Raw genomic sequence first — 14,727 nt, 5'->3', positions numbered from 1 at the left:
GCTCGGGTCGGTGGTGGAAGCGCAGGTCACGGTGCTGGTCGGGGTGGAACAGGTGCATTGTGCGCGGCGTTGGCCGGCGCCCGGCAGGTTCCCGGCGGGACGGGATCGGCCGCGACGACGTGGACCTGCGGTTCGTCCTCGACCCGGAGGGCCGGCACGGCGGGATGCGCGAGGTCGGCGAGCCGGCGGCGGCCCCCGGCCGCGATCGGCCGCCGGTACCGCCTCGACCAGGGCCCGCGGGCGCTGGTCGACTTCGTCCGCGAGCGCACCACCGGCGAGCTCGTCGCCACCACGTGACCGCGGGGGAGGTCAGGCCAGGACGAGCCAGGTCGCGTACTCCTCGGTGGTGACGCCCAGCACGGCCGTCCCGTCGGCGGAGGCGGTGACGAACTCCGGCTCGCCGGGGTTGGCGGTGAGGTGGCGGGCGAGGTCGGTGCGGTCGGTGAGGCGGACGGCGGTCCACGGCGCGGTGAACGCGCCGGGTCCCGGCGGGCTGATCAGGAAGGTGCCGTCGTCGGCCAGGACGCCGTGCCGCCGGGCCAGCTCCCGCCACTCGGCGTCGACGCGGCCCTCCGGGTCGTCGGCGTCGTCCGGGACCTCGACCGCCGGTCGGGCGGCGCCGGAGACGACCCGCCGCCAGGCGTCCGCCGGCGCCAGGTCGCCCGCCAGGTCGACGGTGCCCAGGACCTCCAGGCCCGCTGCGACGAGCGCCGCCGTGCGGTCGGCCATCTAGGTGCCCTCCGGGTAGTAGTAGTGGTGCTTGCCGTCGACCTGACCGTACCTCTCGAACTCCGAACCGCCGCCCCAGCCGAAGTCGACGCCGTCGCGGGCCGCGTCGCCCTTGGGCTGTCCCGCGTGGAAGTGCGGTTGCGGAGCTCTCGGGTCGTTGGTGTGCTCGGCGATGACGCGCGATCCGTTCTCCGTCTCGAACTGCGCGTAGTTGCCGTGCGCGCCGGGGTCCTCCGAGTAGCGGTAGCCCGGCTCGCCCCGGCGCGTCGGGTCGCCGCCGACCTCCCACCGGGCGTCCGGCTCGGCGCCCCGGGGGATCCCGGCCCGGTCGTACGCGGAGTCCAGCGCCTCCTGCCGGCTGTTGAACTGCCGGTTGTCGATGCACTTCTCCAGCCCGAGCGGGTCGGTCCACCCCATCGGGTTGAACACGTACGCGTACGGGTTGGGCGACGGGGCCAGCCCGAGCGGGTCGCTGCTGGCGTAGTGGGCGGTCGACGGGTCGTAGTAGCGGTGGTGGTTGTAGTGCAGGCCGGTTTCCGGGTCGTGGTACTGGCCGGGGAACCGCAGCGGGCAGGTGGCGGACCCGCCGGTGGCGGACCCGCCGCGGCCCGTGCCGGCGCCCCAGACCGCGGGGCGGGAGTGCCAGGCGATCGCCCCGTCGGCGTCGACGAGTTCGGTCGGCGTGCCGACGACGTCGGTGACGATGGCGTAGAAGCGCGCGTCCACCTCGTCCTGGTCGAGCTGGCTGACCGCGCGGAAGGTGCCGGGCTGCCACTCCCACACCGTGCCCGCGCCCGAGCTGTGCCGCTGCTCGGCCAGGACGGGGCCGTCCCAGGAGAACCGCACCGAGTCGACGACCGACCCGTCCGGCGCGAGCCGCTCCTTGGCGACCCGGCGACCCAGGGGGTCGTAGCGGTAGCGCCAGTGGACGCCGTCCGGGGTGACGACCCCGGTCAGCCGGTCCTCGCCCGACCACGTGTAGCGCCAGTGCCGGACCCGGCCGGAGAGCGTGCGGCCGCGCCGGGCCACCACCCGGCCCTGCGCGTCGTGCTCGAAGGTCGTCGCGCCCGCCCGCCGCACCCGACCGCCCGCGAACTCCCGCGCGCCGACCAGCGGCGCGTCGGGCTCGTCGGCCGGCCAGTGACCCGCGGTGACGTTCCCGGCGGCGTCGTAGGCGTACCGCTCGCTCCACCGGGGCCCGTCGACGGAGGTGATCCGCCCCACCGGGTTGAGGCCGTACTCCCGGACCCCGCTGAGCTGGTCGACGACCCTGCTCACGTGCCCGTCGCCGCGGTAGTCGTAGGAGCGCCGCTGGATCAAGCCGGTGACCCCCGGGCCGGTGACGGCCTGCGCCCGGAGCCAGTGGTTGGCGTCCCAGATCTGGGTGAGCACCGCGGCGTCCGCGAGGGTGCGCTCGACCTCGCGACCCGCCGCGTCGTACCGGAACCGCAGGGAGCGGCCCGCGGTGCGCAGCTCGACCGGCGCGCCCGCCGGGTCGTAGACCCAGCGGCTCTCCACGCCGGACGGGGTGCGGCGGGACGTCCTGCGCCCGACCCGGTCGTAGGTGGACACCACGGCGTCGCCGTCGACGGCCTCCCGCAGGACCCGGCCGAGCGGGTCGCGTTCGAGGACCAGGTGCGCGTCGTCGTTGCGGGCCTCCACCACGCGGCCCGCGCCGTCCCGGCGGAACACCGCGGTGAAGTCCGGGCCGCTCCGCTCGACCACGTGCCCCATCGCGTCGCGGACGACCCGCACCACCTCCCCGGCGCCGTTGGTCGTGGCCACGACCCGCCCGGCGGCGTCGTGGGCGTAGCGGGTCTCGCGGCCCGCGAAGTCGGTCTCGCGCACGAGCCTGCCCGCCGGGTCGTAGTCGTAGCGCCACGTCTCGCCGTTGGCGTTGGTGACCGAGACGGGCCGCAGGTTGGTGTCGTAGGCGAAGGAGACCCGCGCCCCGTCCGGCCCGGTCTCACCCGTGATCACGTCGAAGCGGCCGTACTCCATCCGGCTCGACTGCCCGAGCTGGTCGACGTGCTCGACCAGGTTGCCCTCGCCGTCGTAGGTGAAGCGCTCGACGGAGCCGTCCGGGAAGGTGCGGCGGGTCAGCTTCCCCTCGACGGTCCAGGAGGCCCGCGTCGTGCCGCCGACCGGGTCCAGGACCGCGGTGACCCGGCCGAACTTGTCGCGTTCGTAGCGGACGGTCGCGCCCGTGGGCGCGGTGACCTCGACCGGGAGCCCGGCGGCGTCGCACCGGACGCGGCGCGCGGCTCCCCCCGCGTCGACGACCCCGGCGAGCCCGCCGCGCTCGTCGTAGGCGTACCGGGTGGTCGCCCCCGTCGGGTCGGTGGCGGTCAGCAACCTGCCCGCCTCGTCGTAGGACCACGTCCACTCGCCGTCGTCCGGGTCGACGACGCGGACCGGCTGACCGCCGGCGTCGAACTCCGCCGTCGACCGGCGGCCGTCGGGACGCGTCACCTCGACGAGGTTGCCGTCGCCGTCGTAGCGGTACGCGTGCACCCCGCCGAGGGCGTCCACGCGGTGCAGCGGGCGGTCGAACTCGTCCCACGCGGTGCGGACCACGGCGCCCAGCGGGTCGACCTCGGCGACGACCCGCCCGCGGTCGTCGAGGTGGAACGTGGTCCTGTGCCCCATCGAGTCGGTGAAGACGGTCCGGTCGGGCAGGTACTCGAAAGCGCCGTCGAGGAAGCCGTCCGCGCCGAGGTTGCGCACGCAGCGGCCCTGCTCGTCGTAGACGTAGCGGTACCAGCTGCCGTTGCGGTCCTGCCAGCCGGTGACCCGCCCGGCGTCGTCGTAGTCGTACCGCAGGGCCGCGCCCGACGAGTTCCGCACGGCGACCAGGCCGCCGGCGTCATCGTACTCGTACGCCGCCACCGCCGTGACGCCGTCGGGGCCGACGACGCCCAGCGCGACCACGCGGCCGTCCGCGACCGGCGCGGTCACGTGGTGCCCGCCGGAGTGGCGGACGTCGATCCGGTCGGCGGAGCGGAACACCTCGACGCGCTGGCCGGAGCGGTGGCTGAGCGCCGTCAGCGGGACGTCGGCCCCCGCACCGTCGAAGTGGCGGGTCACCCCGCTGCCCGGCTCCGTCACGGTGTAGCCGGACGGCGTGCGGCGCAGCGGCCAGCGCGGCCCCACCACGGGCAGGACCGGACCGTCGGCGGGCTCCGGGTAGACCAGGCGCATCCCGTCCTCGGCGACGTAGACCACGCCGAGCCGGTCGACCTCCACCCGCTGGTCGAGCGTCGACGCCCACCCCGGGCCGAACAGCCTCCCCGTGCGGTGACCGGACACGTGGACCCTGCGCAGGACCACGGGGAGCAGGCCGGGGAGGGACAGGTCGGTCTTGGCGACCACCATCTCGCCGGTGGCCACGTCGACGGGGTCGTTGACGCAGCGGCGCTGGTCCTCCGGCGTCCGGCTGGTGTCCGGGTCGGCGGGCCGGCTGGGCGCCTGCTGGTCGGGGGAGGCGCCGGGCTTGCCGGGGTTGGTCCCGGGCGCGTCGGTGCGCGGGCTGCCGGACGGTGTCGTGGCGCCGGTCGGGGAACCGTCCGGGCCGGTGCCGCTCGGCGTCGTGCCCGTGGGGGAGGCGGTGCCGGACGGGGAGGTCGTGCCGGACGGGCTGGTGGTGCCGGACGGGCTGGTGGTGCCGGACGGGCTGGTGGTGCCGGACGGGCTGGTGGTGTCCGGTGCGCCGGACGGGCTGGTCGTGCCCGATGGGCTGGTGGTCCCGTCCGGTCCCTTGACGGTGGGGGCGTCGGGTGCGCTGGGTGTGCTCGACGGGCTGGTGGTGCCCGGTGTGCCGGGTCCGTCGGCGCGGCGGCCCAGCGCGCCGAGCTTCTGCATGATTTCGCCGAGTTTGTCGAGGACTTGGCGGATGCGGGGGGTGACGTTGCCGATGGTCTTGACGAGTTTGCGGACGAGGTCGGAGATGCGGTTGCAGACGCGGGCGATGGTGGAGGTGGCCTGGGCGACGATGAGCGGGGTGGCCAGGCCGAGGGTGGCCACCGCCTCCAGTGCCCAGGTGATGAGCTTGCCGACCACTTCGGCCACCAGGTCGCGGATGATCTCGCGGACTGCGGCGACGACCTCGCCCATGACCATCACGCCGACGCCCACGCCCTCGGCCAGGGTGGCGGCGCCGGCGATGGCGTCGGCGGTCTGGGCGGCGTGGCCGCGGTAGGTGTCGGCGGCGGCGCCGGTCCAGCCGGGTGCGTCCTGCTGCCCCAGTTCGGTGGCGATGCGGCCGACTTCGGCGGCGACGTTGGACCAGGTCTCGCTGAACGAGCGGATCACCGGGGGATCGCCGGCGAACCAGTCCAGCGCCTCCTTGAGCGGCTGGACGTGCTCGATGAGCCACCCGACGCCGTAGGAGGCGACCGTGCCGATGGGGTCGATGACCATGGACAGCACTTCCAGGCCGACGCCGACGCCGCCGAGGCCGGCCTCGACCCAGCTGCCGTCGGAGATGCCCTGCGCCAGGCCCTGGGCCGACTCGGCGATGCCGATGCCGGTGACCGCGGTGGTGTCGCTCTGCGGCGCGGCGATCAACGGATTGGTCACCGGTTCATCCCGTCCATCCGCGCCGACTCTGCCGTCTCCTGCGCGTCGTAGGCGCGGGAGGTGCTACGCAGGTTCGCGGCGTTGTCGGCCACCGTCTCCGCCGCCGTGGTCAACGCCTGCACGCCCATCTCCTCGAACGGTTGCAGCAGCGCGGCGAAGGGTTGGCAGACCACGCCGTAGGCGGAGTCGTTCATCGCCACCGTCCGCGCCGCGTCGGCGGCGGCCCGCAGGCGTTCGGCCAGGCCCTCGACCCGCCCGGCCAGCGCGGAGATCTCCCCGGTGACCGCCTCGTAGCCCGTCATCGCCTCACCCCAGGTAGCTGTCGTCGCTGAAGTCCCCGTCGTCGCCCTCGCGCCGCCGGCGCGGCGGCGCGGGTGGCGGGGTGTCGGGCTCGACCTGCGGGAAGTGCTGCTCCGCGGTGGCCACGATGTGCCGCCCGGACTCGGTGTCGCCCACGGTCTCGCCGACGATCCGCGCCAGCTCCGCCGGGTAGGCGGCCTGGGCCTGGCGCATCGCCTCCATCACCGCCGCCGCGATCTGCTCGGGCCGCAACCGCGACACCGCCTCGGTCATGGACACGTCACTGGGGATGCCGTTGGGGCCCACGGTCACGCTCACCGCGCCCCCGGCGGCCGACCGGGTGAGCGAGATCCGCTCGACCTCCTGCCGCATCGACTCGTACCGCGCGGCCTTCTCCTGCGCGTTGCGCTCCCAGTCGTCGACCAGGCGCTGCACGTTGGACAGCGGGTCGGTCATCGGCTCCCCCTCCGGCGACGTGGAAATCGCGCCACGCTACCTCGGGTGGGACGCCGCCCGAGGCCGATGCGCTCCCAGGATGCCCTGTTCGGACCAACCGCCTCCCCGAGCCGTCGCCGGGTCGGGGCCCCGGGACCGGCGGTCGCGCCGCCACCGGGACCGGCGGTTCGTCAGCCGCCCAGGAAGCGCAGCAGCTCCTCGGTGACGAACCCCGGGTTCTCCTCCACGAGCCAGTGCCCGGCGTTCGGCACGTCCACCGCCCGCACGACGTCGGTCAGGCGCGGCGCGACGGTGGCCCGGATCGCGTCGAGCTGCCCCTGGGCGGTCATGAGCAGGGTCGGGACGCCCACCGGGGCCGCCGCCAGGGTGTCGCGGACGTCCTGGTCGAGGGCGCGGTACAGCTCGAAGCCGCCGGACAGGGCCTCTGACCTGCTATAGGTCCGCGCGTACTCGTCGATCTCGGCGTCGGTGAACGGCGACCGGTCCGAGGTGCCGCCGAACGCCGTCCCGCCGAACGCGACCTGCGGGTAGAACAGCGCCAGGTACTCGCGCACGTCGTCGCCGACCACCGCCTCGGGGACCCGGCGCTGGGAGTGGAAGGCGATGTGCCAGCTCAGCGAGCGGTAGGTGGGCCCGTCGATCCCGGGGCCGGGCAGCGGCAGGTCGAGGTAGCCGAGGCGCGCGGTGTCGGCGGGGAACCGGGCGGCGTACTGGAACGCCACCGCGGCGCCGAGGTCGTGCCCGACGACGGAGGCGTCCCGCACGCCCAGCCGGTCGGTGACCAGGGTGTGCACGTACCGCGCCAGGGTGGCCTTGTCGTAGCCGGTCGGGGAGCCGGTGCTGTCGCCGAGGCCGGGCAGGTCGACGGCGTAGACGGTGTGGTGCTCGGCGAGCGCCGGCATGATCGGCCACCAGCCGAACCAGGTCTGCGGCCAGCCGTGCAGCAGCACGACCGCCGGGCCGCTGCCGCCGGTCACGTAGTGCATCCGGACGCCGTCGACGTCGGCGAACCCGTGCCGGAAGGCGCCGGTGAAGCGCGGGTCGTCCCGGGTGGCGGCGGCGTGGGCCGGGACGGGGTCGTCGGCCGGCGTCGAGCACGCCGCGGCGCCGGTCGTGAGCAGGAGGGCGAGGGCGAGCGCGAGTCGGGTGGGGCGGCGCGGCGGCCGTGACGCGGTGATCATGTGTCCTGTCCTCGGTTCGGGGCTGCGGCAGGGCCAGCCTCGCCGGGCGCGGACCGGTTTGGCACGGGATCTTGCCGTTGTGGCAAGTTGGTCCCGTGAACGGTGGAGAGGAAGACGTGCTCGCCGCGGTGGGGCCGCGGTTGCGCGCGCTGCGCCGCGACCGGGGCCTCACCCTCGCCGACCTCTCGGCGACGACCGGGGTGTCGGAGAGCACCCTGTCCCGGCTGGAGGGCGGGCAGCGCCGGGCGACCCTGGAACTGCTGCTGCCGCTCGCCCGCGCCTACGACGTCCCGCTGGACGACCTCGTCGGCGCGCCGCGCACCGGCGACCCCCGCATCCACCTGAAGCCGCTCCGGCGGTTCGGGATGGTCCTCGTGCCGCTGTCCCGGCGGCCGGGTGGGACTCAGGCGTTCAAGGTGGTCATCCCGGCCCGGCCGGAACCGCTCGAACCGACACCCCAGAGGCACCGGGGCTTCGAGTGGCTGTACGTGCTCAACGGCCGGCTGCGGCTGGTGGTGGGTGAACGCGACCTGACGCTGCCGCCCGGCGAGTTCGCCGAGTTCGACACGTCCTCGCCGCACTGGCTGGGCAGCGCCGACGGCGGCGCGGTCGAGCTCCTCGTCCTGTTCGGCCCCGACGGGGTGCGCCCCGACGGGGTGCGCCCCGACGGGGTGCGCGCCGACGGGGTGCGCGCCGACGCGCGGGCGGGCCGCCGGGAGCGGCGCTAGGAGCAGCGGTACTGCACGGGACGACCCCCGTCGCTGCCCACGAGGGTGCTCTCGTCGTCGCTGATCCAGCGCAGCGAGTAGGTCCACGGGACGGCGGAGAGCCGGTCGACCACCACGCCGTCGCGCCACAGGACCGTCCGCTGGCCCGCGCTCACGACCGTGCGCCCGCCCACGGTGCCGTTGCCGCCGATGGCGAACGCCACGGCGGCGTCGCGGAAGGTGCGGACCAGCGCGCCCCGCGCGGTCCACTCGGTGGCGGCGTGGCCAGCGTCGGTGCCCTGCGAGCCCACGACGCGGCCGCCGCGGATGGCGCGCGGGTCGCTGTAGCCTCCGGCGCCCTGCGCCGCGAGCACGCGCCACCGGCCATCGGTGTCGCGCACCAGGCCGCCACCCGAGGCCGTGCCGGTGATGGCCACGACCCGGCCCTGGTCGTCCACGTCGACGGGGCGGATGAAGTCGACGTCCGGTGCGGGCAGCTCGCGGTAGGTGCCCGGCGCCGAGGCCGGCCACACCACCACGACGTCCCGGGCAGCGGTGTCCGCGTACCCGTAGACGTCCCCGGCGCCGTTGACCAGCTCGGCCGAGTAGCCGGTCCACGCGGCGTCGCCGGGCAGCACGGTGGCACCGCCGTCGCGGCCGATGGTGACGGCGACGGTCCTCCCGCCGACGACGTCGTTGCCGACGACGAGCCCGGACCTGCTCACGTCGCGGTAGCGCGGCGTCGCGGCGGTGGCCCGCAGGACGATCTTCCCGTTGTCCCACAACGTCCCGCGCGGATTGGTCAGGCCGGTGAACGGCACGTATTTGCCGGTGGTGCCGACCGCGTACCGGCTGCCGTCGTAGCCCTGGAGCGTGCCGCCGTTGGCCTCGGCGGGCAGTTCCCACCCGGTCCCCTGCCACGTGCAGGCCGCCGCGGCGGCCTGGCCGGTCTGCGGCGACACCACGACCAGTCCCGCGGCGAGCACCGCCGCGGCGAGCACGCGGGTCTTCAGCTCGTTCGACAACGCGATCGCCCCCAGTGATGATTCAGCGCCTGACAGGGATCCTGGCAACCGCCGACAGCGGCGACAAGGGAACCGAAGCCGAGAACCGCGTGGCGGTAGCGGTCGCGGCCCGTCGTCGACGACGCGGTCACCGACGACGGACCCGCTGGTGGGGCGGCGGGAACAGGGGTCCGGACGAGTCCTTTGTGGCCTCTTCCGGCGGGCCGGCGCGAGGTCGTCCCGACCGCGTCGGGTGCGTGACCCCGTACCCGCGCGGCCGAGCCCCTGGTCACCCCGCGACGGGCCCGTCCTCCGCGATGACCGCGCCGCAGCGCGGGCACACCTCCGGCGGCTCGCCGTCGTCCAGGAAACCGCACTCCGGGCACACCTGCGACAGCCTGCACGCCGGGTCGCCGCCCTCGCCGCGGTCGCGCCGACCGCCACCGGGTTCCGCCACCGACCCCACCTCCACGCGTCCTGCCTGGTCAGCGCGCCCATCCTCGCAGGTGGGCCGCCCCGACCGGGCGCGACCCGGGCTCAGGAGAGCTTGAGGGTGGGCTTGGCGATGTCCAGCCAGGCGTCGACGTCGAGGAGCCGCTCGAAGGTCAGGCGGGCCGCGGGGCCCACGTCGGCGGGGTCGGCGGCGGCCGCTTCGGCGACCTTCGCCGGGTCGCACATGAACAGCGCGTCGGTGTTCGGGGTGGCGAGGACGTCCCGCACCTGCTGCTGGAGCGCGGCCACGTACCGGAGGTCCTGGGTCGAGGGGTAGCCGCTCTTGCGGCGCGAGGCCACCGACTCGGGCAGCAGGTCCCGGCCCGCCGCGCGCAGCAGGCTCTTCTCGTGGCCGTCGAAGGTGTGCAGCGACCAGGGGACGTTGTACAGGTACTCCACCAGGCGGTGGTCGCAGAACGGGACCCTGGTCTCGACGCCCGCGCGCATCGCGAGGCGGTCCAGGCGATCCTCCAGGGTGCGCATGAAGCGGGTCAGGCCGAGGTAGGCGATCTCGCGCTGCTTGCGCCTGCGCGCGTCCTCGCCGTCCAGGTGGGGCACCTCGGTGAGCGCCTGGCGGTAGCTGTCCCGGCTGAAGGCGGGCAGGTCGACCAGGTCGGTGAACTCCCGCGTCATGTACGAGGAGGTGTTCAGCTGGGGCCAGGCCACCGACCACGGGAAGTCGTCGCCCGAGTAGACCACCTCGGCGTGGTGCCAGAAGTGGCCCATGAAGACCTCGTCGCCGGCCTCGCCGCTCAACGCCACCGTGACGTGGTCCTTGAGGGCCTTGAACAGCAGGTAGAGCGAGGTGTTCATGTCGCCCATGCCGTAGGGGGCGTCCCACGCGGCGACGACCTCCCGGCGGACCTCCGGGTCGGACAGGGCGCGGTGGTCGAGGACGAGGTGGAGGTGGTCGGTCCCGGTGTGGGCCACGACGTCGGCGATGTAGGGGCCGTCGGCGCTCGGCCGGATCGTGTCGGCGGTGAAGTTCTCCGACTGGTCCGGGAAGTCGACCGAGAAGGTGCGGACGGTCTCGCCGCGCTCGCGCAGCACGCGGTCGGCCAGGCCGGTGAGCACGCTGGAGTCCAGGCCGCCGGACAGCAGCACCCCGCGCGGCACGTCGGCGACCAGCTCGTGCGCGACGTTGTCCTCCAGCATCGCCCGGACCGTGCGGACGGTGGTCTCGCGGTCGTCCTCGTGCGGCGCGGCCGTCAACCGCCAGTAGGCGCGTTCGCGCAGGCCCGTTCGGTCCACCGTGATCACGGTGCCGGGCTTGGCGATCCTCACCCCGGACCAGACGCCCTGGTCGGTGGTCGGGAAGCCCAGCAGCAGCCTGCGGATGCCGTCGGTGTCCACCACCGGCTCCACCAGCGGGTGCGCCAGGACCGCCTTCGGCTCGGAGCCGAACACGACGCCGTCCCGGGTCGGGAAGTAGTGCAGCGGCTTGGTGCCGAGGCGGTCGCGGATGAGGACCAGGCGCTCGTCGCGGCCGTCCCACAGGCCGATCGCGCACATGCCGACCAGGCGCTCGGCAACGGCCTCGCCCCACTCCAGGTACCCGCGCAGCACCACCTCGGTGTCGCTGGCGGTGCGGAACCGGTGCCCGCGCCGGCGCAGCTCGTCGCGCAGCTCGACGAAGTTGTACGTCTCGCCGCTGTAGGTGAGGACGACGGGCCCGTCCGGCGTGTCGACCGACATCGGCTGCGTGCCGCCGGGCAGGTCGATGATCGACAGCCTGCGGTGCCCGAACGCGGCGTGGGTCCCGGTCCAGGCGCCCCACTCGTCCGGGCCGCGCTGACGCATGGTGTGCGTCATGGCCTCGATGGTGGACCGCTCTTCGGTCAGGTCGCGGTCGAAAGAAACCCAGCCGGCAACTCCGCACATGGTGCGTCCCCCTCCGTCCAGCCGACCGTATCGGCACCCCGACGCCGGCGACGAAGGGTGTAGGGGTGGTGGCGGCGCAAAGTAGGGGTATGTGCCTTCCGGCCGGGCGTGGTGCGGTGTCCCGGGGCGCCCCTGTGCGGTTGCACACCGCGACGGGTGTGGCGCCTGCTCGGGGGGTGCCGGTGTCCACTCGGCGTGTTCTGTCCATAGTGGACTGAGTTGGCGGCGGCCACCTGGTGCTGGAACGGCGGTGCGACGCGCACGGGGTCCGCCGCCCGTCGTCCTGTCACTCGGACCACGCAGGAGGCCGCGGCATGGGGTTTTCCGAAGATGTCGCCGTCGTGGGGATGTCCTGCCGGCTCCCCGGCGCGCCCGACCCGGACTCGTTCTGGCGGCTGCTCCGCGCCGGCGCGGAGGCGGTCACGCCGGTGCCGCCAGACCGGGTGGACGCGGGCACGGGCCGAGGCGGTTTCCTGGACCGGGTGGGCGACTTCGACCCGGCGTTCTTCGGCATCTCCCCGCGCGAGGCGGCGGAGGTGGACCCGCAGCAGCGGCTGGTGCTGGAGCTGGCCTGGGAGGCGTTCGAGGACGCGGGCGTGCTGCCCGGCGGCGACGCGGGCGTGTTCATCGGCGCGATCCGTGAGGACTACGCGGACCTGCGGGGTCCCGATGACCTCAGCGCGCACTCCATGACCGCCTCGCAGCGCGGCATGATCGCCAACCGGGTCTCCTACGCGCTGGGGCTGCGCGGTCCCAGCTTCGTGGTCGACGCGGCGCAGGCCTCCTCGCTGGTCGCCGTGCACACCGCCTGCGCCGGCCTCTTGCGCGAGGAGTGCTCGGTCGCCCTGGCCGGCGGCGTCAACCTCAACCTGAGCGCGCGGAGCGCGGTGACCGCGGTGAAGTTCGGCGGCCTCTCGCCGGACGGCCGCTGCCACGTGTTCGACGCGCGCGCCAACGGCTACGTCCGCGGCGAGGGCGGCGCGCTGGTCCTGCTCAAGCGGCTGGCCGACGCGGAGGCCGACGGCGACCCGGTCCACTGCGTGATCCGCGGCAGCGCGGTGACCAACGACGGCGGCGGCGCGGGCCTGACCGTGCCGGTGCGGGCCGCGCAGGCGCGGGTGCTCCGGCTGGCCTACCGGCGCGCCGGCGTCGACCCGGCCGACGTGCGGTACGTGGAGCTGCACGGCACCGGCACCAGGGTCGGCGACCCGGTCGAGGCGGCCGCCCTCGGCGAGGTGCTCGGCGTCGGCCGCCCCGCCGACCGGCCGCTGCTCGTGGGGTCCGTGAAGACCAACATCGGCCACCTGGAGGGCGCGGCGGGCGCGGCCGGCCTGCTCAAGGCCGTGCTCGCGGTCAAGCACGGCGAGCTGCCCGCCAGCCTGAACTACGAGACCCCGAACCCGGAGATCCCGTTGGACGCGCTGGGGATCTGCGTCCAGGACCGCACCGGGCCGTGGCCCCAACCGGGACCGCGGCTGGCGGGCGTCAGCTCCTTCGGCATGGGCGGCACCAACTGCCACGTCGTGCTGGCCGAGTGGACCGGCGACCGGCGGTCGGCCGGGACGGCCGCGGGGCCGTGGGTGCTCTCCGCCAGGACCGCCCAGGCCCTGCGGGACCAGGCCACCCGGCTGCGGGAGCGCGTCGAGGCCGACCCGGGGCTCGACCTGGCCGGCGCGGCCCGCACCACGGCCACCGCCCGCTCCACCTTCGAGCACCGCGCGGTGCTGATCGCGCCCGACCGGGACCGGGTGCGCGCCGGCCTGGCCGCGCTCGCCGCCGACCTGCCGTTCCCCGGCCTGGTCCGGGGCACCGCCCGACGACCGGGCGGCGTCGCCTTCGTCTTCCCCGGCCAGGGCACCCAGTGGCCCGCGATGGCCGCCGAGCTGCTCGACACCTCGCCGGTCTTCGCGGACCGGATGCGCGAGTGCGCCGAGGCGCTGGCGCCGCACATCGACTTCCCGCTGCTCGACGTGGCCCGCGGGGACGCGCACGAGGTCGACGTGGTGCAGCCGGTCCTGTTCGCGATCATGGTGTCGCTGGCCGCCCTGTGGCGCTCCCTCGGCGTCGAACCCGACGCCGTGGTGGGCCACTCGCAGGGCGAGGTCGCGGCGGCGTGCGTGGCGGGCGCGCTGTCGCTCGACGACGCGGCGAAGGTCGCGGCCGTGCGCAGCCGGGCCTTCCGCGACATGCCCGGCGTCGGCGCGATGGCGGCCGTCCCCCTGCCGGAACGGGACGTGGCGACCAGGCTGACCGACGGCCTGTGGATCGCCGCCGTGAACGGACCCGCCTCGACGGTGGTCGTCGGCGAGGCGGCGGCGGTGCGCGGGTTCACCGAGTCCTGCGAGCGCGACGGCGTCCGGGTGCGGCGGGTGCACGTCAGCACGGCGTCGCACTCACCGCTGGTCGAGCCGCTGCGCGAACAGCTCCTCGCGGACCTGGGCGACATCGCGCCGAGGGCCGCCGACGTCACCTTCGTCTCGACGGTCACCGGCGGACCGGTGCCGGGCGCCGACCTGGACGCCTCGTACTGGTACCGCAACCTGCGGCAGCGCGTCGAGTTCGAGGAGGCGACCCGGTCGCTGACCGCCCTGGGCTGCGACGTGTTCATCGAGTCCAGCCCGCACCCCGTCCTCACCGGCCCGGTCCAGCAGATCGCCGGGGACGCCCTGGTCGTCGGCACGCTGCGCCGGGACGAGGGCGGCCTCGACCAGGTGCTGACCTCGGCCGCCCAGCTCCACGTCCACGGCCTGCGACCGGCCTGGGAACGGGTGTCGGACGGCCCGCGCGCCCACCTGCCCACCTACCCGTTCCAGCGGCAGCGCCACTGGCTCGGCGAGCAGGCGCCCGAACCCGAGGCGCCCGAACCCGAAGCGCGCCGGGCGCCCGGTGACGCCCTGGGGCTCGTGCGGGCGCACCTCGCCGCCGTGCTCGGGCACCCGTCACCCGACACCGTCCCGGTGGACCTGCCCTTCCGGGAACTCGGCGTCGACTCCCACCTCGCGGTGGAGTTGCGCAACCGGCTCGTCGGCGCCACCGGCGCGGCGCTGCCCGTCACCGCGCTGTTCGACCACCCCACCTGCGCCGACCTGGCCGACCACCTGAACGGCGACCGCGTCGCGAACGCGCCCGTCGCCCTGTCCGGCTCCGACGGCGATGACGACGACCCGGTCGTGGTGGTGGGCATGGCGTGCCGCTTTCCCGGTGGCGTGGCATCTCCGGAAGACCTGTGGGACCTGGTGTCCGAGGGGCGGGACGTCATCTCGGGGTTCCCGGCGGACCGGGGGTGGGGGTCTGGTTTTGGTGGGTTCGTCGATGATGTGGCGGGGTTTGATGCGGGGTTTTTCGGGATTTCGCCGCGTGAGGCTGTGGGGATGGATCCGCAGCAGCGGTTGGTGTTGG

Annotated in this window: 11 protein-coding genes; 3 read left to right on the top strand and 8 right to left on the bottom strand. The window is 74.9% G+C overall.

The window, feature by feature from the left end; all coding sequences use genetic code 11:
• The first annotated feature begins 69 nt into the window (after positions 1–69).
• Positions 70–297 carry a hypothetical protein gene (locus ABD223_RS35030; protein ID WP_344041032.1) on the top strand — a complete coding sequence of 76 codons (228 nt, stop codon included), beginning with the start codon at positions 70–72 and terminating at the stop codon, positions 295–297.
• A gap of 12 nt (positions 298–309) precedes the next feature.
• On the opposite strand, the gene ABD223_RS35025 is transcribed toward ABD223_RS35030, so the two are convergent.
• The 5 genes from ABD223_RS35025 to ABD223_RS35005 all read right to left on the bottom strand — a co-directional run bounded on the left by ABD223_RS35025 (position 310) and on the right by ABD223_RS35005 (position 7,244).
• Positions 310–729, bottom strand: coding sequence for a hypothetical protein (locus ABD223_RS35025; protein ID WP_344041031.1), 420 nt, complete (start codon positions 727–729; stop codon positions 310–312).
• A complete protein-coding gene (locus ABD223_RS35020; protein ID WP_344041030.1) occupies positions 730–5,307 on the bottom strand; it encodes an RHS repeat-associated core domain-containing protein in 4,578 nt (1,525 codons plus the stop codon).
• A complete protein-coding gene (locus ABD223_RS35015; protein ID WP_344041029.1) occupies positions 5,304–5,609 on the bottom strand; it encodes a type VII secretion target in 306 nt (101 codons plus the stop codon). The genes ABD223_RS35020 and ABD223_RS35015 overlap by 4 nt, the downstream gene beginning before the upstream one ends.
• Positions 5,610–5,613: 4 nt before the next feature.
• Positions 5,614–6,063 (bottom strand): YbaB/EbfC family nucleoid-associated protein, encoded by a 450-nt coding sequence (locus ABD223_RS35010; RefSeq protein WP_344041028.1) that lies wholly within the window; start codon positions 6,061–6,063, stop codon positions 5,614–5,616.
• A 170-nt stretch (positions 6,064–6,233) separates the two neighbouring features.
• Complete coding sequence (locus ABD223_RS35005) at positions 6,234–7,244, bottom strand: alpha/beta fold hydrolase (RefSeq protein WP_344041027.1); 1,011 nt, start codon at positions 7,242–7,244, stop codon at positions 6,234–6,236.
• A gap of 95 nt (positions 7,245–7,339) precedes the next feature.
• On the opposite strand from ABD223_RS35005, the gene ABD223_RS35000 reads away from it, so the two are divergent.
• Entirely contained in the window at positions 7,340–7,972 is a 633-nt protein-coding gene (locus ABD223_RS35000; RefSeq protein WP_344041026.1) for a helix-turn-helix domain-containing protein, read from the top strand.
• Here the strand turns inward: ABD223_RS35000 and ABD223_RS34995 are convergent.
• The 3 genes from ABD223_RS34995 to asnB form a co-directional block, all read right to left on the bottom strand.
• A complete protein-coding gene (locus ABD223_RS34995; protein WP_344041025.1) occupies positions 7,969–8,976 on the bottom strand; it encodes a hypothetical protein in 1,008 nt (335 codons plus the stop codon). The two genes, ABD223_RS35000 and ABD223_RS34995, sit on opposite strands and share 4 nt — an antisense overlap.
• Positions 8,977–9,244: 268 nt before the next feature.
• Entirely contained in the window at positions 9,245–9,412 is a 168-nt protein-coding gene (locus ABD223_RS34990) for a hypothetical protein (protein ID WP_344041024.1), read from the bottom strand.
• Positions 9,413–9,492: 80 nt separating this feature from the next.
• Complete coding sequence (gene asnB, locus ABD223_RS34985) at positions 9,493–11,328, bottom strand: asparagine synthase (glutamine-hydrolyzing) (RefSeq protein WP_344041023.1); 1,836 nt, start codon at positions 11,326–11,328, stop codon at positions 9,493–9,495.
• 314 nt (positions 11,329–11,642) lie between these two features.
• Between asnB and ABD223_RS34980 the strand changes: the two genes are divergently transcribed.
• On the top strand, positions 11,643–14,727 hold a 3,085-nt coding region (locus ABD223_RS34980), incomplete at its 3' end, for a type I polyketide synthase (RefSeq protein ID WP_344041022.1).

Source organism: Saccharothrix xinjiangensis (assembly GCF_039527585.1).
GTDB classification, from domain to species: Bacteria; Actinomycetota; Actinomycetes; order Mycobacteriales; family Pseudonocardiaceae; genus Actinosynnema; species Actinosynnema xinjiangensis.
Note: the sequence above shows the minus strand (reverse complement) of the source record. Positions and strands in the feature narration are given on the sequence as shown.

Coding starts and splice junctions, on each gene's coding strand:
- ABD223_RS35025 (WP_344041031.1), bottom strand. CDS start 729: ATGGCCGACCGCACGGCGGCGCTCGTCGCAGCGGGCCTGGAGGTCCTG.
- ABD223_RS35005 (WP_344041027.1), bottom strand. CDS start 7,244: ATGATCACCGCGTCACGGCCGCCGCGCCGCCCCACCCGACTCGCGCTC.
- ABD223_RS35015 (WP_344041029.1), bottom strand. CDS start 5,609: ATGACGGGCTACGAGGCGGTCACCGGGGAGATCTCCGCGCTGGCCGGG.
- ABD223_RS35010 (WP_344041028.1), bottom strand. CDS start 6,063: ATGACCGACCCGCTGTCCAACGTGCAGCGCCTGGTCGACGACTGGGAG.
- asnB (WP_344041023.1), bottom strand. CDS start 11,328: ATGTGCGGAGTTGCCGGCTGGGTTTCTTTCGACCGCGACCTGACCGAA.